Below are 17,946 nucleotides of genomic sequence, written 5' to 3'. Positions count from 1 at the left end.
CCTCCTTGTGCGTACCGCTGCGATCGCCCTGTCTGCCTTCGTCTTCGCCCTGTCGCCGGCCGCCGCTGCCGCCGAGCCGTCTCCCGAGCTGACGTTCCGGCCCGAGGTCGATCTGCCCATCACCGTCGTCGGCGGCGCCGCGTGGATCGCCACCGAGCTCGCCAAGAAGGGCCTCGCGCCCGCCTCGTGCCGCTGGTGCGCGGTCAACTCGCTCGACGCATCGACCCGCGGCGCGCTGGTATGGGAAGACAAGCCGGAGACCGCCCATGAGCTCAGCAATGTGACGGTCTTCGGCGTCGCTCCCGTCTCGGCGCTGGGCCTCACCGCGCTCGCCGCGTGGCACGACGGCCGGACCGCGAACAGCGCCGCCGATCTGGTGATCATCACCCAGGCGATGGTGGTGGCGATGGACCTGAACCAGCTCACCAAGTACATCGTCGGCCGCCAGCGGCCCTATGCTCATTTCGGCAACGACGAGGTACTCTGCGCTGGCCAGGGCTGCTCGCGCCCTCCTCCGGACGACGACGATCTCTCGTTCTTCTCGGGCCACACCACCGCCGTCTTCTCCCTCGCAGCGGCGAGCGGCACCGTGGCGTCGATGCGCGGCTATCGCATGGCGCCGTGGATCTGGGCGCAGGGGACGGCGATCGCCGTGCTCTCCGCATACCTGCGCATGGCGGGCGATCGCCATTACTTCACGGATGTGCTAACGGGCGCTGCGTTCGGCTCCGCGGCAGGGGTGCTGATTCCCACTCTGTTTCATCGCCCCCGCCCAGGCGTTGCCGGCCCGGAGACGCCGCGTTTCCGCGTCTCGCTCGCGCCGGCGCGCGGCGGCGCGGGCATGGGCGTCGCCGGCGCTTTCTGAGCCGAGTGGGGCAAAATCGGCCATCGACAAGTGGCAATGCTGCTCTCCGATGACGTAAGTAAGCAGTGTTGACAAACCCCAGATCGAATTTTACGCTATGCCTGTCAGCTAGGAATGCTGGCGCTCGGGCCGTCGTTGCCGGAGCGCGAGCTCACTACGTCGAATACGCCGTGCCGCCCTGGCGGTAACGGCGACGGCGAGCTGCGGTCCCTCACTGGGCACGCGCGCTTTTGCGGGCCCGTTTCGGCGGGGTTCCGTCAGCTCGGCCTCATGAAGGAGTCGACGACATGCATGTCGTTCACCATTCGTTACGCACCCGGTGGATCGCGGGAGGCCTCGCCGCCCCGCTCTTCGCCCTCCTTGCAGGCTGCAGCGATCAAGCGCTCGGGGCGCCCTTGTCGGCGCCCGGCGCAGAGCTGCCGCCTCGGTCCGCGACAGGCGCTGGCCGGGATCTGCCCCGGCGAGGCGCCGGTCACGGCGAGCCCGCGGCCCGGCCGGCCGCGACAGCGAGCGCGCAGCTGGAGCGCGACGCGCTGCTCCGGGAGGCCGGGCGGCTCGCGGAGATCAGGGCGGCGCTCGCGCGATCGCCGGAGGCGCCGCTCACCGTGCTCGATGAGCACCGGGCCGAGTTCCCGGACGGGCAGCTCGCGGCGGATCGGGAGATCGTCGCGATCGACGCGCTGCTGCGCAGCGGGCGCGACGACCAGGCGCGCACCCGCGCCGGGGCGTTTCTGCTGCAATTCCCGTCGAGCCCCCACGCGGGCCGCGTGCGCCGCCTGACCGACGCTGCGCCATGAGACGAGCCGACGGCGTCGCGCGGCGCCCCCATGACGTCGGATCGCCATCGAAGGAGGCTCGCGGCCGCAAAGGCCGCTGAGCCTCGGTCCGAGCGCCCGCGGGCGCCTCAGCCCCCGGGCGTCGGCTCGGACTCCGGCGGTGACATCCCGTCGACCACGACCGGATCGCTCTGCTCGACGAGGTGCGGCTTGCCCCACGTGTCGATGAAATGCCCCGACCGCTTCGCCTTTGTCTCCAGGTAGAAGCGGTTGTGATCGTTCGGCGGTATCACGTGCGGGATGCGCCCGACCACGGACACGCCGTATTGCGTGAGCTGCTGGACCTTGTTGGGGTTGTTCGTGATGAGCTCGACCGACCTCACGTTCAGGCTGCGCAGCATGTGCGCTGCGACGGCGTAGTCGCGCTCATCGTCCCTGAAGCCGAGCGCCAGGTTCGCCTCGACCGTGTCGAGCCCCTGATCCTGGAGCGCGTATGCCCGGATCTTGTTGATGAGCCCGATCCCGCGGCCCTCCTGGCGCAGATAGAGCAGGATGCCCCGATCCATGGTCTGGATCTTCTTCAACCCTTCGAGGAGCTGATCGCGGCAGTCGCAGCGCAGCGAGCCCATGACGTCGCCTGTCAGGCACTCGGAGTGCAACCGCGTCGGCACGTTCGAGGCGCCGATGACGTCGCCGTGAACCATCGCGATGTGCTCCTTGGCGTCGCGGTTGTTCCAGAACGCCACGATGCGGAAGTGGCCGGCGCGCGTCGGCAGCTCGGCGACGCCGACAACCCGCACGCAGACGTTCACGTGGCCAACCCCATCACAGTCGTGCTCTCGATCGCGGGCGACGAGCTCCAGCAGCGGATTCATCGAGTCGGTCATGTCCTGCCTCCGCGAGGAGCCGCCTCGCGAGCCGTTCCGTCGTGGGTAGAGGCGCGCACGTCTTACCAGAACACGACGGCCAGGCAACGCCCCGCCGCCGGGCGAGGGGGCGCTCCACAGGAGGACCCTTGTCGACACGGCACCTCGGCGCGTGCGTCCTGCCAACACCGGCCTTCGCGCAGGGAGAAGCTGTCGTGGTCGACACGCTACGGGGCGGCGGCCGCGGCCGCTCAGGCGCCTTCGGGCTGCCCTCGCTGGGCCGCGCCGGCGGCGGCCGCCTCGGGCCGCGACGCCGACCGTCCCGCGCGCAGCACGCGCAGGATCAGGCGAGGATCCAGGAGCGCCTCCGGTCCGTCGAGCATGTGCAGGGCGCGCACGAAGCGCACGTAGACCTCGCGATCTATTTGCGCAGCCCGGTGCAGCATCCCGGTGTACCAGCGCATGATCGGCTGGAGGAACGGCCGCCGGCCCCTGGTCTCGGGGTAGGCGAGGTCTTCCCCCGTGGACATCCGCCACGGCAGGTCGATCACCTTCGCCGCGGCCGCGTGGTAACGGCGGGTGAGCCCCGCGATCGCGCCGCGGTCCGCGCGGCGGCGCTGCTCGGTGAGCGCGGCGTCGAGCGCGAGCGCCTGGAGGCAGGCCGACGTCATCCCCTGGCCGTAGACGGGGTTGAAGCTGGCGAGCGCGTCGCCCAGCACGGCGAGCCCCTCGGGCATCCGCGCCATGCGCTCGTAGTGCCGCCGGAGGTGCGCCGGGAACTTGGAGACGGCGACGTCCGTCACCGGCTCGGCCTCGAGCAGCGCCCGGTAGAGCGCGTCGTTGGGAAGGCCCCGGGCGAACTCGAGGAAGCCCGCGGGATCGGCGGGCGGGTGATCGCCGAACAGGCCCGCGAGCACCACGATCCAGCGCCCGCCCTCGATGGGCGCGATGCAGCCGTACCGGCGGCTGTCGGACGGCGAGCCGAGGACGTACAGCGACATCCACGGGATCTGCGCCGGATCCCGCGGCCGGTACTGGCGGCTGGCGTACCCGACCCGGACCTGGATTGTCGACTCGTCGGGCCGCCGGTAGCCGAGCGCCTCCAGCCACGCCGGGGCGCGCGAGCCGCGCCCGCTGGCGTCGACAACGAGCTCCGCCGGCAGCTGCTCGATCTGGCCCCCCTCGTCGCGCCGCCGGACCACGACGCCCGTGATCCGAGAGCGATCGGGAGACGCCGAGAGCTCGACAACGTCGCGACGGTCCAGGCGCCGCACCCCGGGCAGCGCGAGGGCGCGGCGACGCACGTGCGCCTCGAGCAGCGGACGGGTCATGCACACCGTCCGCACCCCCGTCTCGAAGCGCGGCTTCCATGCGCCGAGGTGGTGCCAGGCCAGGCCGAGCCCGAAGTCGTAGGCGACGGCGCCGTCCTGGATCAGATCCCCGGTGAAGCCGGGGAACAGGTCGTTCAGGATGCGCTCTCCCCGGGCGAGCAGCCCGTGGAGCTGGCGAGCCTGCGGCACGCCCTTGCGGGCCTCGCGGAGGTCATCCGGGATGGCGTCGCGCTCGACGACGACCACCTCGCCGAAATGGTCGGCGAGCACCCGGGCTGCGACCAGGCCCGCGATGCTCCCACCGATCACCACCGCCCTCCGGCCGAGGAACGGGCGATTGGATCGGATGTCCTGCTGGCTGCAAGGCTTCATGTCGCCGCCGGGATTGCAATCCTCGGGCCGCCCCTCTGGATGGCAAGGCCGGCGCAACGCTCGCTTCGTGATGAGTCGGTCAACGCGCGTTGCGCGCGCCGCGCACAGCGCGCGCGACGGCCCGACGGAGCAACTGAGCCACTGCGCAACTGCGCAAGCCGGCGCGCTCCGTCGCGACGAAAGCGGCGATCGCTCCCGCGATCTTCGTCGCCGTCAAAGAAGGATCCCCTCGGCGACCACCTCCTCGGAGAGGCCGTATCGAGACGAGGTCGCGCGGTTCAGGGCGCACGGCATCGCAACGCACGTCGCCTCGCCCGTCTCCCGTGAAAACGCGGAGACACGAATGCCGGATCAGGGGCTCTGCGATCTCCCGTGTACCGCGAAGCGGCCGCCCGCCGATGGGGGCAACGCCCGTCGGCGTCCCCGCGATCGGCGCCGGGCTACTTCTTGCGGCAGCCGCAGCCGGACGTCGGCGCCTGCGGGGCCGCCGGCCGCTGGCACGTGGTCACGAGGGTGCTCAGGACAGCGAGGAGGATCGCGACGCGGAGCCGCATGCCGGGGATCCTCCTCCGCGCGCCGTGCGGCGTCAATCCGGCGCGGCGGGCTCAGCCGAGCGGCAGCTCGAGCGACACCTCGTCGAGCCCGACGCCGAGGAAGCGGCGCGGGCGCACCGTGACCGCGATCTGCGCGCCGCCCTCGCCGCGGCCCGCCTTCACGGCGAGCTCGATGCTGGCGGGCGGCGCGTTCTCGAAGAGCGCCCAGAGGGCACCCTCGACGACCGGCTGGACCTCCGCCGGGTCGCTGTCCGGGGGCAGCTTCGAGCAGAGCGCGCGCAGGAACTGGACGACGCGCGCGACGAAGAGCTGATCGACGAGCGACACACGCTCGAGGCGCTCCTCCGGCTCGGCCGTGGGGCTGTCGTACGTGAGCTTTTCCGGAGGGACGTAGGCCGTCGGCGCGGCGAGGACATACACCGCGTCGCTGTTCGGGGCCGACGCGAGAAGGAGCACGCCGCTCTTCGAGAGCTCGCGCTGGGTGTCCGTCGAGACGAACGCCTCGGTCGGGATCGCGACGCCCTCGTCGCCCTCGTACGCGCCCTTCACCTCGTGCACCGGCAGGTCCCCGAGCGCGCCGCCGCCCTTCGCGCCCGTGATGCGGCAGGGCCACGCGGTCTCGCGGAAGCTCCCCGCGATCAGCGCCCCGACGACGTACGCCGGCGAGATCCAGACGCGTCCGCCCTCGTCGGCGGGCTGCTCGACGATGGCCGCTTCCCGGATCCGCGAGGTCGACTTGTCGTACGGCAGCCGGCCGAGCACGCGGTTCATGGCGATCGCGACCCACCGCGCGCCGTGCCGCGCCGCAGCGGAGCGCCACGGGGCGCGGTGCGGCGCGCGGAACAGCGCGGCCTTGTTGTCGAGCCGCTCGACGCCGCCGAGATCATCGACCCCGAGCAGGCGCGCGTCGCCGTTCACCACGGCGGGGAGCGCGTGCGCCTCGGCGACGCGCGCGATCTCCTCGAGCCGCGCGAGCGACGCGGCGCTGCCGTCGATCGCGACGTCCACGATCGCGACCGACGCCGGCGGCTCGGTGCTCGCCGTCTGCGCGAGCGCCCGCGCGAGCGCGCCGGCCGCCTCGTCCGGCCGCGCGCTGACGACGTCGAACCGGACGCCCTCCGCCGCCTTCGCGCGATCGACGAGCAGGCTGAGCCCGCGCCACGCCTCCTCGAGGCGCCGCACCTCGGGGTGCTGCAGGATCGCGCCGAGCTGCGCGCCGATCGCGCGCTCGATCTGCGCGATCGCCTCGGCGGGGCGAGCGGGCTGGCCCGCGCGCGGGCGGGCGCTCGCTGCCACGGTCGCGATGAGCTCCGAGAACCGACCCACCTCCGCCGGCGGCTGCTCGAGGCCGCCCGGCGCCGCCGGCGGCGCCGCCGCCCCGGCGCCCTCGCCCCCGCCGAGGTCGACCATCGAGAGCAGCGCGTCGACGTCCGAGCCGGGCGTGGGCGCCGGCGCCGCGGGCGGGCTCGCCGCGGGCGCCGCGGAGCGGCCGGGCGAGGCGCCCCGGGGCTCCGGGAGGAGGCCGAGGATGTCGCGCACCAGCGGGGAGCCGCCCCAGAGCCGATCGAGCTCGGCGCGCGTCTGATCGAGGGTGGCCGAGCCGTCGCGCAGCCGATCCAGGACCCGGCGGCCGTCGAGCAGGGAGCGCAGCAGCGGCACCTCGGCGCACAGCGCGTCGGGCCGGAAGCTCTTCAGCCCGGCGGGCGCGAGGTCGACGCGCACCGCACGGCCCGCCGCGAGCACGCTCGGCACCTCGATCGCGAGCCGTGGCCGGAGCATCGTGAAGAGGTTATCGAACCGGCTCGCGTCCACGCGGATCGCGCCCGCGGGCGGGCTCGCGCCGGCGTTGTGCGGATCGCGCGGGGTGAGATCGGCGACGACGAGCACGCGCAGCGGGAGCAGCGGCCCCCGCTCCGCGGCGCCCCCGTCCTCGCCCACGTGGAACCTGAACTCGTCGCCCAGAACGCCCTTGATCGTTTCCGCCATGGCCAGCGAAGCATAGGCGTCACCACTCGGCGCGAGAAGCGCTAAGCTCCGCGCGCATGAAGACGGAAGGCGGTCCGCCCTTGAACTTGAACCCTGAACCCAACGCCGCCAGCGATCGCAGGCGCCTCCGCGGGGGCGCCCCGATCCAGATCGGGCTCCTCGGCTGCGGGACAGTCGGCGGCGGCGTCCTGCGCCTCCTGGCCGAGAACTCCGGTTACCTGGCGGAGCGCGCTGGCGTCCCCCTCGTGGTGAAGCGCGTGGTCGTGCGCGACATGGAGAAGGAGCGCGTCACCGCCCTGGATCGCGGCGTGCTCACCACGAACCCCGAGGAGGTGGTCGACGATCCCGCGATCGACGTGGTCGTCGAGGTGATGGGCGGCGAGACGCCCGCGCGCGCGCTGATCGAGCGCGCCATCGACCGCGGCAAGGGCGTGGTCACCGCGAACAAGCTGCTGCTCGCCGCCCACGGCCCGGCGCTCCTCGCGAGGGCCGCGGCGCGCCAGGTCGACCTCGCGTTCGAGGGGGCGGTCGGCGGCGGCATCCCGATCATCCGGACGCTCCGGGACGCGTTCGCGAGCGACTGGGTCGAGCGCGTCACCGCGATCCTGAACGGCACCTGCAACTACATCCTCACGCGCATGCGCGACACGGGCTCGTCGTTCGACGCCGCGCTGCGCGAGGCGCAGGCGCTCGGGTACGCCGAGGCCGATCCGACGCTCGACGTCGACGGCCACGACGCCGCGCACAAGCTGATCGTGCTGGCGATGCTCGCCTTCGGGGCGCAGGTCGACAGCGCCGACGTGCACACGTCCGGGATCCGGAGCATCGAGGAGGCCGACCACCGCTACGCCGATCGGTTCGGCTACACCATCAAGCACCTCGCGATCGGCCGCGACCTCGGCGACTCCATCGAGCTGCGCGTACACCCCACGCTGATCCCGAAGCAGAGCGTGCTCGCCAACGTCTCCGGCGTGCTCAACGCCGTGCTCCTCGAGGGGCGCGCCGTCGGCCCGTCGCTCGTCTACGGCCGCGGCGCCGGCGACCTGCCGACCGCGGTCAGCGTCGTCTCCGACATCCTCGACGTCGCGCGCTCGATCGCGTCGGGCGTCGCGGGCATGCAGGGCCGCGGCATGTCGATCAAACCCCGCGCGGTCCGCCCGGTCGCGGAGACCGTCTCCCGGTACTACCTGCGCTTCGCGGTCGAGGACCGGCCCGGCGTCATGGGGCGCCTCGCTGGCGCGCTCGGCGACGCGGGCGTCAGCATCGAGCAGATCGTGCAGCAGGGGCCGACGAACTCGAGCTCGGGCGCCGCGCCCGCCGGCGGGGTGGCTGCCCGTCAGCCCGCGGTGGACGTCGTGCTCATCACGCACGACGCGCCCGAAGGGCTCGTGCGGAGCGCGCTCGACGCGATCGCGCGCGAGCAGTTCCTCCGCGAGCCGGTGCACCTGTTCCGCATCGAGGAGCCGTGACGTCCCACCGCGACGCGCCGCTCGGCGTGTTCGACTCGGGCCTCGGCGGCCTCACGGTCGTGCGCGCGCTGCGCAAGCGCTGCCCGGCGGAGGACATCGTGTACCTCGGCGACACGGCGCGCGTCCCGTACGGCACGCGGTCGCCGGAGACGGTGGTCCGCTACGCGCTCGGCTGCGCGCGCGTGCTCATCGGCCGCGGCGTCAAGGCGATCGTGGTCGCGTGCAACACGGTGAGCGCCGTCGCGATCGACATGCTCCGGGTCGAGCTGGACCTGCCCGTCCTCGGGGTCATCCTGCCCGGCGCCCGCGCCGCCGTGGCCGCGTCGCGCGGCGCGACGATCGGCGTGCTCGGGACGGCCGGGACCATCGCGTCCGGCGCCTATCCCCGCGCCGTGGCATCGCTCAGCACCCGCACCGAGGTCGCCGGCCAGGCGGCCCCGCTGCTCGTCTCGCTGGCGGAGGAGGGATGGGTCGAGGGGGAGGTCCCGCGGCTCGTCGCGCGGCGCTACCTGGAGCCGCTGATCGGCGCGGGCGCCCGCTCGATCGTCCTCGGGTGCACGCACTTCCCGCTCCTCCGCGCCGCCATCGAGGCCGAGACGGCGTCGCTCGCCGGCGGACCCCTCCCGATCGTGGACAGCGCGTCGGCGACCGCGGAGGAGGTGGCGTCGTTCCTCGCCGAGCGGGGGCTCGCCACGTCCCGGAGCGCGCCGGGCGGCCTCTCGCTCCTCGTCACAGATTTACCGAAGAGTTTCGCCACAGTAGCGGCCAGGTTCCTGGGGCAGCCGGTCGTCGCGGACGGCGCCGCGGTCCCGACCCACGTTGGCGCCGCCCTCCCGACCCAGGTTGGCGCCGCGGTCCCGATCCAGGTTGGCGAGGACGCCGGCGGCCGTTTTTCCAGTTCATCCGCCCAGGGCGTCGACGTGGAGCAGATCGACCTGTAATAGGCAGCAGGCTTCGCCCGGGCTCCGGGCGCAGAGGAGGTTTTCCACACGATGACGCAGCTCAGGTGGCTTTCGGCCGGCGAGTCGCACGGGCCGGAGCTCGTGGCGACCGTCGAGGGTATCCCCGCGGGCATGCCGCTGCTCGCGGAGGACATCGACGAGGATCTGGCGCGGCGCCAGCGCGGCTACGGGCGCGGCGGGCGGATGAAGATCGAGACCGATCGCGTCCGCCTCGTCGCCGGCGTGCGCGGTGGAGAGACGCTCGGCGGCCCCATCGCCATGGTGATCGAGAACCGCGATCACGCGAGCTGGGCCGGGCGGATGGGCCCCGAGCCGTTCCCCGAGCCGCCCGAGGCGCTGACCCGCCCGCGCCCGGGCCACGCGGATCTGGCCGGCGGCCTGAAGTACGCCCGGCGCGACCTGCGCGACGTGCTCGAGCGGGCGAGCGCGCGCGAGACCGCGGCGAGGGTCGCGGTGGGCGGCGTCTGCCGCAAGCTCCTCCGGTCTGTCGGCGTCGAGGTCTTCGCCCACGTCCTGTCGATCGGCCCGGTGACGTCGCCGACCTCCGCCGCCTCGGGCGGGGGTGAGCTCCCGCTCGCCGAGCTCCGGGAGCGCGCCCGCGCCTCCGACCTCGCGTGCGTCGACGCTACGGCCGCGCAGGCGATGCGCGACGCCATCCGCGAGGCCGCGCACCGGGGCGACACGCTCGGCGGCGTCTTCGAGGTGATCGCCACCGGCCTGCCGCCCGGGCTCGGGAGCCACGTGCAGTGGGACCGCAAGCTCGACGGCCGGCTCGCGCAGGCGCTGATGAGCATCCAGGCGATCAAGGGCGTCGAGATCGGCATCGGCTTCGAGGCCGCGCGCATCTCGGGCTCCGAGGTGCACGACCCCATCGCCTACGATCAGGGGGCGCACGCGTTCACCCGCCCGTCGAACCGCGCCGGCGGCCTCGAGGGCGGCATCACGAACGGCATGCCGCTCATCTGCCGCGCCGCCATGAAGCCGATCGCGACGCTCAAGCGCGCGCTCCCCTCCGTCGACGTGCGCACCAAGGAGCAGTTCGACGCCGCCTTCGAGCGCAGCGACGTCTGCGCCGTCGCGGCCGCCTCGGTCGTCGGCGAGGCGATGGTGGCGATCACGCTCGCCAGCGCCCTGCTCGAGAAATTCGGCGGCGACAGCCTCACGGAGCTCTCGCGCAACGTCGACAGCTACCTCCAGCAGGTCCGCTCTTACTGAAGGCCATGGAACTCCCCTCCGACGCACCTCCGCTCCTGCTCACCGGCTTCATGGGGACAGGCAAGTCCACCGTGGGCCGCGTCGCCGCCGCGCGCGCGAGGATCCCGTTCATCGATCTCGACGACGCCATCGTGGCGGAGGCCGGCGAGAGCGTCCCGTCGCTCTTCGCCACGCGCGGCGAGGCCGGCTTCCGCGCGCTGGAGGCGGCGACCCTGCGCCGGCTCCTCGCCGCGCGCGGCCCGCGCGTCATCGCCCTCGGCGGCGGCGCCCTCGTCGATGCCGCGCTCCGCGCCGAGTCGCTCGAGCGCGGCTGCGTCGTCGCGCTCAGCGCCACCCCGCGCACGATCGCCGCGCGCACGCCGGGCGGCAACCGCCCGCTCCTCGACGGCGCGCCGGATCGCGAGGCGCGCATCCGCGAGCTCCTGGCCGCGCGCGACCCCGTCTATGCCGACGCCCACGCGCGCGTCGTGACCGACGGCGTCTCGCCCGCGGACGTCGCGGCGCGGGTCCTCCGCGCCTACGCGGATCGCCCGCTCTTCGTGCCGCTCGGCGACAAGAGCTACGCGGTGCGCATCGCCTCCGACGGGGCGGCGTCCACGGCGGACGCCATCGCCGCGCTCGCGCCGACGTCGGTCTTCGTGGTCACGGACGAGAACGTCAGCCGCCTGTGGGGCGCGCCGCTGCTCGCCGCGCTCGCGGCGCAGGGGACGCCGGCCGCGGCCGTCACGGTGCTCAAGCCCGGCGAGGAGCACAAGCGGCTCGCGGCCGTCGAGGCGGCGCTGACCGCGATGATCGACGCGGGCGCCGATCGCGGCGCGGTGGTGCTCGCGCACGGCGGGGGCGTGGTGACCGACATCGGCGGGTTCGCCGCGTCCACGTTGCTGCGGGGCGTCCGCTGGGTCGGGGCGCCGACCACGCTCCTCTCGATGGTCGACGCCTCTGTCGGCGGCAAGACAGGGGTCGACCTCGGCCCCGCGAAGAACGCCGTCGGCACGTTCCACCAGCCGTCCGCGGTCGTCGCGAGCCCGGCGGCGCTCACCACCGAGACCGACCGCGCCTACCGGAGCGGGCTCGCGGAGGTGGTGAAGTCGGCCTGCATCGGCGATCCGGAGCTGCTCACGCTGCTCGAGCGCGACGCCGACCGCGTCCTCGCGCGCGACCCCGGCTTGCTCGCCGAGATCATCCGCCGCTCGATCGCCGTGAAGGCGGCCATCGTCTCCCGCGACGAGCGCGAGTCGGGCGATCGCGCCCTCCTGAACCTCGGACACACGCTCGGCCACGCCCTCGAGGCCGAGGGGGGGTTCGTCCGGCTGGCCCACGGCGAGGCGGTGTCGCTCGGCATGGTGGCCATATTCCGGGTCGGCTGCGCGCTCGGCATGACCGACCGCGCGGCGGCCGACCGGGTGATCCGCCTGCTCGCCCGGCTCGGGCTGCCCACCCGGATCGAGGACGAGCCGGTCTCCGCCGCGCTGCGCTTCCTGTCGCTCGACAAGAAGCGCCGGGGCTCGTCGGTTCGGACGGTGCTGATGCGCGACATCGGCAGCACGTTCGTGGAGCCGATGCCGCTCGACCGCCTCGCCTCGCTCCTCGAGCGCGCGGCCGCCGGCGCGACCTGATCGTTCACGCCACGTCCGTGAGCGGCGTGCCTGAGACAGCCCTGCTCCGGGCGAACCCCCTGCGATCCAGCGACGCACGCCCTGGCTGAGGAGCGCCTCCGGTGCAGACGGTGATTGCGCTGTCGGTGAAGAAAATCGATGCGTTTCCAACGTTCTGCGGAAAAAAAATCCGGTACACCGCCCGCGCCGTCCGCTCCGCGCTATCTTTCCCCGCGCCGATGGTGACCGCGACGAAGAAGAGGATCCTGGTGGTCGAGGACGAGCAGGACACGGCGGCGATGATCGCCCGGTTCCTCGGCGACGAGTTCGACACCGTGGTCGCGACGAACGGGGTCGATGGTCTTGCGCTGGCGCAGCAGGAGCCTCGGCCCGATCTGGTGATCGTGGACATCATGATGCCGAAGCTCGACGGGGTGAGCATGACGAAGCGGCTCCGCGAGCACGAGCCGACGCGTCGAGTGCCGATCATCTTCCTGACCGCCAAGTCGGATCCGATGGACGTCATCGCCGGCATCCAGGCGGGCGCTCGCCATTACATCACGAAGCCCTTCGTGCTCGACGATCTCAAGAAGAAGGTCCGCAAAGCCGTCTACGGCCGCTAGAGCGGCGGGCACCCGCTGCGGATACGGGCCCATCTCGACGTTTTCGGTGCTCAGCGCACAGGAGTGCGCTTCCGCGCCGAAAACGCCGATCTGGGCCCGTCTCCTGTGCGGGTGACCGCCGCTCTGGGTCGCGAATTGCGGGGCGGGGGACGGCCGCTCTTAGCGGCACGGGGGCAACTGCGGGGGAAGCGCACGAGAGGGGCTTCGCGGCAGGATCGCGTTGGCGAGGCCTGCTTCAGCGAGGCTTCGGTCCGGAGCACGCGGAGGGGTTCGTGCTGGTCAATGACTCGAACGGCAAAGAGGCCGAAAGATGGGGAGAGACAGACTGGCTATCTCGGTACCTCGGAGATTTCTCTCCTTGAACTGGTCTGTTTCTCGCGTGCTGCGTTGTGCAGCAGGTCAGGAGTCGCGATGGTCTCCGGCGACGTTGCGCGCCGGCGCCGCGCGGCGCTCGCCTTGGGTGCTATGAGGTTTCTACCGAGCTCTCGTGTCTGCTCGGGGGGCGCGTGGGGGCGCGGCGCTATCAGGTGGTGCGTGCGTCAGCTGCCGCCGCGGCTCGGGACGCCGCAGGCCTTGAAGGCGCGCTCGAACAGCTCCAGCGAGCGGGAGATGCTCGACTGCACCCGGCGCATCTCCTCGCCGGAGGTGGTCGCGAGCTTCACGATCTCCAGCGCCTCGCGCGGGTGGGCGTCATCGTAGTTCGCGTGCGCGGCGAGCCACGTGAGCGACTTGCTCCCCTCGCCGTAGAGCTTCGTGAATGCCGGCATCACCACGCGAGACCACTCGCCGGTGATCCCCTCGATGGCGTAGTTCACGGCGCCGACCGCCTCCGCGAGGGAGCCGCGGTAGGACACCGACCACAGCCACTCGAAGAGCGACGCGACCTCCGGGCTCGGGCGGTGGCTCGTGATCTCCGAGGCGCTGATCCCGTGCCCCGCCGCCCAGTCGAGGTACCAGCGCACGTGCAGCGCCTCGACCCGGATGTTGCCGATGAGCCAGTCGCGCACAAGGAAGTCGCGCGGCGACTGGCCATACGTCGTCTTGGCGAGGCTGAGCCCCATGTACTTCGGGAACGCCTCGACCACGCAGAAGAACTCCCGGAGGAGCACGCTCCAGGTCTCGTGATCGACCGGCTCCGTTATCGTTCGCGCGATCGGCGGCGTGTACACCGCGGCCTTCCACTGGTCGGCCAGGGACTCGAGCATGTCCTCGACCCAGACCGGGTGCGGCGTCGCCTTGAGGCTGTCCTTGACTTCCTTGTGCCGCTGCGAGCGAGGTGACAGCATGAAATTACCTGGAGGGTTGCTGGGTCAATCTCCCTCATGGCTGCCCGCCCGCCTGGACCCCACCGAATCGCCTCAGGCTGACCGGCCAGCGGCCGTCAGGAGACAATCCGCGGCGCAGGCACGATGCTAACCCCCCCGAGCACGACCAAAGAGAGGGCCAGCACGACGACCTCACCAAGAGAGGTTTCGTGTACATGTGTCCCGCCTGCATCCAGTCTGGATCGGGGGGAAGGAACAAGTCAATAGATAAACGAGGGCGCCGCCGCAACGACAAGAGGGCCGAGCTCGCTCAAGTAGCTCGCCGTCCACCTCGCCGTCCACCTCGCAGTCCACCTCACCATTCACCTCACCATTCACCTCACCATTCACCTCACCGTTCACCATACGACCTCGGAGAGGCACTCGGTCGCGCCGCGGAACCGGCACCGCTGGTGGGTTACCTTGGGGGTGGATGCGCCGCACAGGAGGAGCGCCTGCTCGACCCAACCGCAGACGCCCTCTCCGCAGTTCATCGCAGAGGGCCCCTCGTCGTCCCCGGTCGGGCCTGTGATGGTCAGCACCCACTCCCGCGGCTTCACCATGCGCGGGAACACCTTTCCGGAGTCGAAGTAGCGCGACCAGAACATTCCAGTGCGGGCGACGATCGTGTCGGGCATGGCGATCGAGAGCGCGAACTTCAACACCGTATTGAGGTCGCGGTCCGCGACGTACCGGGCAAACCGCTTGATCTCCGCGGCCTGGTCGCTCGCAGTCCGCACGTGCGTTCGCAGGGCCCGGTTCCAGACGCCGATCGGATACCAGCTGCTCACAAGCAGCGGCTGATAGAGTACGTCCCGGTCTGACTTGGGCAGGGATGTCACGAGGCGCTCCCATGCTCCGGCGTCGCGGTTCGTCGTGACGAACGACCGGAGGTTGACCAGCAACGTTCCTTTGCATCGGCCGGCGGGGATCGAGGTCTTGGTCTTCGTCTCGTGCGTCTTCATCGCGGCGAACCTACGGCGGGAAGGCCCCGGCGAAGCTGAGCCCGATCGCGGGCGAGGCACGTGTGCCCTCGGGCGGGAAACCCTGCCCGGAAGCACATCGTCGGGGTAACTCCAGGAGTCGTGGTTGTACTTTGCAGGGGAGCGTGAGTCGGGCTCGATGGCAAGAGATGATTACGTGCGAGCAGGCCTACAGCACGAGCCGCCGTGGCCCTGGGCAAGAACACGCCGGTTGTCCAGCTCTCCTTTCGACCCGAGACGCCAAGCCCCAGGGGAGCACCACCGACGTCGGTGCACGCAGCGGTGTAATGCGCATTACGACGCTTCGCGCCATGCTCGTCGCGACGGCGACAGGGGCTCGGGGCGGCGCCAGGCGCTCGCGGCGGGGGCTGCGCGTCACCCGCGGAGGTGCTGCGCCTGGCAGTTGCCGCCCTCCGCGAACCTCGGTACCCCTACGCCCATGAGCGAACCCACCACGGGCCGGCCCGCCGCCGGCCACGCGGAGCCCGAGCTGCCGCACATCGACGTCGCCGAGCGGGGGGCGCCGCGCGACGGCAAGCCGCAGAGCATCGACCGCCGGCTGTTCATGCAGCTGCTCGTGTTCCGCTGCACCGGCGACGCCGATCCGGCGGAGCTGACCCGCGCAACCGGCCAGGCGCTCTCGTCCCAGCGCGTCGGCGCGGTCATCTACGAGGACGTCAACGACCCGCGCGGGATCGCGGTGCTCACGTGGGCGGAGGACCCCGCCGTCTTCATCCAGACGGTCCGTCCCGCGCTCAACCGCAGCGAGCTCAGGGCCCTGGAGCTCAGCCCCGATTTCACGATGCTGGGGCGCACGTACTCGACCGGCTACGAGCAGGACCTCGACTACTGGCTGCTCCGGCGCCCGTCCGAGACCGTCCTCAACCCCGCCTGGTCGTGGGCGGTGTGGTACCCGCTCCGCCGCAGCGGCGCGTTCGCCAAGCTCGAGGGGCGCGAGCAGGGGGGCATCCTGCGCGAGCACGGCACCATCGGCAGGGCCTACGGCGCGCAGGACCTCGCTCACGACATCCGCCTCGCGTGCCACGGCCTCGACGCCCGCGACAACGAGTTCGTGATCGGGCTCGTCGGCAAGGAGCTCCACCCGCTCTCCCACATCGTGCAGTCGATGCGGAAGACCCGGCAGACCTCGGAGTTCATCAGCCAGATGGGCCCGTTCTTCGTCGGCCGCGCCGCGTTCCGCAGCGCGGGCGGCTGACGAGGCCGCTCGCCCTCAACCGATGCCGGCCAGGGCCGAGAACGCCTGGGCCAGCGCGTCGAGCCGCGCCGACGCGCGGGCCTCGGCGTCGCCCAGCGGCTCGTCCGCGGCGACCTCCTCGCGCACGTCGAAGTAGAACTTGATCTTCGGCTCCGTGCCGCTCGGGCGGGCGATGAGCCGGCTCCCGCCGTCGAGCTCGTACACGAGCACGTTGCTCGGAGGCAGGACGAGCGGCTCGACGAGGCCGTCGCTCGATGTGCGCGTGCGCGCCTCGAAATCGCGCCACGCCACCACGGGGACGCCGCCGATCGCGGCCGGCGGGCTCTTCCTTAGCGCGGCCATGATCGCGGCGATCTTCTCCAGGCCGTCGACGCCGCGCAGGGTGTACGAGCGCTGCCCGCTCATGTAGAGGCCGTACTTGCGGGTGATCGCCTGGAGCTCGTCGAGCAGGGTCTTTCCCTCGGCCTTGCGCACCGCCGCGAGCTCGGCGACCAGCGCCGCCGCGCTGATGCCGTCCTTGTCGCGCACGACCGGGCCGACGGTGTAGCCGAGCGCCTCCTCGAAGCCGAACACGAAGCGGGCGCCGGTCGTGCGCTCGATGTCCATCGCCCGGTTGGCGATCCACTTGAAGCCCGTCAGCGTCTCCTCGTAGTGAACCCCGAGCGCCGCGGCGATCACGCCGAGCATCGGGGTCGAGACGCAGGAGGCCAGCACGAGGCGGCGCTCGTCGGCGCCGCCGTGCGCCCGCCCCTCGGTGAGCAGGTAATGGCCAAGGAGGACCCCGACCTGGTTGCCCGTGAGCTGCACGTACTCGCCGTCCGGACGCCTCACCGCCACGGCGAGCCGGTCGACGTCGGGGTCGTTGGCGAGGACGAGGTCGGCGCCCTCCTGCTTTGCGAGGGCGAACGCCAGGTCCATGGCGCCCTTCTCCTCGGGGTTCGGGAACGCGACCGTGGGGAACGCGCCGTCCGGCTCGGCCTGCTCGGGCACGCTCACCACGCGCGTGAAGCCGGCCCGGCCGAGCGCCTCGCGGACCAGGCGGTCGCCGACGCCGTGCAGCGGCGTGTAGACGATGCAGAGATCGCGATCCCCGTCGCTCCGCACCGCGACACCGCGGATCGCGCGGAGGTAGCTCCCCTCCAGGTCCTCGGGGAAGTCGCGCACGAGGCCGAGGCGCCTCGCCTCGCCGAGGGGCATGCGGGGGACCTCATCCGCCGGCGGCGAGGCGTCGATCGCCGTCGCGATGTCGGTGTCGTGGGGCGGGATGATCTGCGCGCCGTTGTCCCAGTACACCTTGAAGCCGTTGTACTCGGGCGGGTTGTGGCTCGCCGTCACCATCACGCCCGCGGCAGCGCCGAGGTGGCCGACCGCGAACGCGGCGATCGGCGTGGGGCAGGGGACGGGCGAGAGGTGGCTCGGGATGCCCGCGGCGGCGAGGGCGCAGGCGGTGTCCTCCGCGAACTCGCGGCTCATCCGGCGGCCGTCGTAGCCGATGACGACGCCGGCGCTCCGGGCCTTCTCGCCGAGCGCTTCGAGGAGGTGACGGGCGAGCCCCGCGGTCGTGCGGAGGATGACGGCGCGGTTCATCCGGCTCTCGCCGGCCCCGAGGACGCCGCGGATGCCGGCGGTGCCGAACTCCAGGGGACCGGCGAAGCGCTCGGCGAGCTCGGCGCGGACGCCCTCTGTGCCCGCCTTGGCCGCGTCGATGAGCCGGCGCAGCTCGCTCTGGGTCTCCGGATCGGGGTCGTGGGCAAGCCAGCGTTCGGCGGGCTCGAGGACGAAGTCGTGGCTCACTCCTCGTATTTAGTTCAAGCCGGCCGTGGTTTGCA

14 protein-coding genes are annotated in these 17,946 nt (G+C 72.2%); 8 read left to right on the top strand and 6 right to left on the bottom strand.

The genetic code is table 11. The features are described from left to right. The first annotated feature begins 7 nt into the window (after nucleotides 1-7). Nucleotides 8-865, top strand: a complete 858-nt coding sequence (locus WME90_RS25295) for a phosphatase PAP2 family protein (protein WP_437274552.1) — start codon at nucleotides 8-10, stop codon at nucleotides 863-865. A gap of 287 nt (nucleotides 866-1,152) precedes the next feature. After that, nucleotides 1,153-1,662, top strand: a complete 510-nt coding sequence (locus WME90_RS25290; RefSeq protein WP_437274551.1) for a hypothetical protein — start codon at nucleotides 1,153-1,155, stop codon at nucleotides 1,660-1,662. Between the two features lie 107 nt (nucleotides 1,663-1,769). On the opposite strand, the gene ribA is transcribed toward WME90_RS25290, so the two are convergent. From ribA to WME90_RS25275, 3 genes are all read right to left on the bottom strand, one after another. Then, on the bottom strand, nucleotides 1,770-2,528 hold the full coding sequence (gene ribA, locus WME90_RS25285) for a GTP cyclohydrolase II (RefSeq protein ID WP_437274550.1): 759 nt from the start codon (nucleotides 2,526-2,528) through the stop codon (nucleotides 1,770-1,772). 230 nt (nucleotides 2,529-2,758) lie between these two features. Then, nucleotides 2,759-4,210 (bottom strand): NAD(P)/FAD-dependent oxidoreductase, encoded by a 1,452-nt coding sequence (locus WME90_RS25280; RefSeq protein WP_437274549.1) that lies wholly within the window; start codon nucleotides 4,208-4,210, stop codon nucleotides 2,759-2,761. 605 nt (nucleotides 4,211-4,815) lie between these two features. Then, nucleotides 4,816-6,750, bottom strand: coding sequence for a type VI secretion system contractile sheath domain-containing protein (locus WME90_RS25275; protein ID WP_437274548.1), 1,935 nt, complete (start codon nucleotides 6,748-6,750; stop codon nucleotides 4,816-4,818). Between the two features lie 80 nt (nucleotides 6,751-6,830). Between WME90_RS25275 and WME90_RS25270 the strand changes: the two genes are divergently transcribed. From WME90_RS25270 to WME90_RS25250, 5 genes are all read left to right on the top strand, one after another. Then, a complete protein-coding gene (locus WME90_RS25270; protein WP_437274547.1) occupies nucleotides 6,831-8,219 on the top strand; it encodes a homoserine dehydrogenase in 1,389 nt (462 codons plus the stop codon). Continuing rightward, nucleotides 8,216-9,160, top strand: a complete 945-nt coding sequence (gene murI / locus WME90_RS25265) for a glutamate racemase (protein WP_437274546.1) — start codon at nucleotides 8,216-8,218, stop codon at nucleotides 9,158-9,160. The genes WME90_RS25270 and murI overlap by 4 nt, the downstream gene beginning before the upstream one ends. A gap of 51 nt (nucleotides 9,161-9,211) precedes the next feature. Beyond that, nucleotides 9,212-10,396 (top strand): chorismate synthase, encoded by a 1,185-nt coding sequence (aroC, locus tag WME90_RS25260; protein ID WP_437274545.1) that lies wholly within the window; start codon nucleotides 9,212-9,214, stop codon nucleotides 10,394-10,396. Nucleotides 10,397-10,401: 5 nt separating this feature from the next. Continuing rightward, nucleotides 10,402-12,012: a 3-dehydroquinate synthase gene (gene aroB / locus WME90_RS25255; RefSeq protein ID WP_437274544.1), complete on the top strand. Its 1,611-nt coding sequence runs from the start codon at nucleotides 10,402-10,404 to the stop codon at nucleotides 12,010-12,012. Nucleotides 12,013-12,113: 101 nt separating this feature from the next. Beyond that, the gene (locus tag WME90_RS25250) at nucleotides 12,114-12,614 is read left to right on the top strand and encodes a response regulator transcription factor (protein WP_437274543.1); all 501 of its coding nucleotides are present in this window, start codon (nucleotides 12,114-12,116) and stop codon (nucleotides 12,612-12,614) included. Nucleotides 12,615-13,153: 539 nt separating this feature from the next. Here WME90_RS25250 and WME90_RS25245 read toward each other — a convergent pair. Continuing rightward, a complete protein-coding gene (locus WME90_RS25245; protein ID WP_437274542.1) occupies nucleotides 13,154-13,900 on the bottom strand; it encodes a TenA family transcriptional regulator in 747 nt (248 codons plus the stop codon). Nucleotides 13,901-14,277: 377 nt separating this feature from the next. After that, nucleotides 14,278-14,883, bottom strand: coding sequence for a hypothetical protein (locus tag WME90_RS25240; protein ID WP_272093731.1), 606 nt, complete (start codon nucleotides 14,881-14,883; stop codon nucleotides 14,278-14,280). A gap of 457 nt (nucleotides 14,884-15,340) precedes the next feature. On the opposite strand from WME90_RS25240, the gene WME90_RS25235 reads away from it, so the two are divergent. Beyond that, nucleotides 15,341-16,117 (top strand): chlorite dismutase family protein, encoded by a 777-nt coding sequence (locus WME90_RS25235; protein WP_437274541.1) that lies wholly within the window; start codon nucleotides 15,341-15,343, stop codon nucleotides 16,115-16,117. Nucleotides 16,118-16,132: 15 nt separating this feature from the next. Here the strand turns inward: WME90_RS25235 and WME90_RS25230 are convergent, their stop codons facing one another. Continuing rightward, complete coding sequence (locus tag WME90_RS25230; protein ID WP_437274540.1) at nucleotides 16,133-17,911, bottom strand: phospho-sugar mutase; 1,779 nt, start codon at nucleotides 17,909-17,911, stop codon at nucleotides 16,133-16,135. Between the last annotated feature and the right edge of the window lie 35 nt (nucleotides 17,912-17,946).

Origin of the sequence: Sorangium sp. So ce375, from assembly GCF_051473855.1 — a bacterium.
Classification (GTDB): Bacteria; Myxococcota_A; Polyangia; order Polyangiales; family Polyangiaceae; genus Sorangium.
This window is presented reverse-complemented; position numbering and strand designations above follow the sequence as displayed.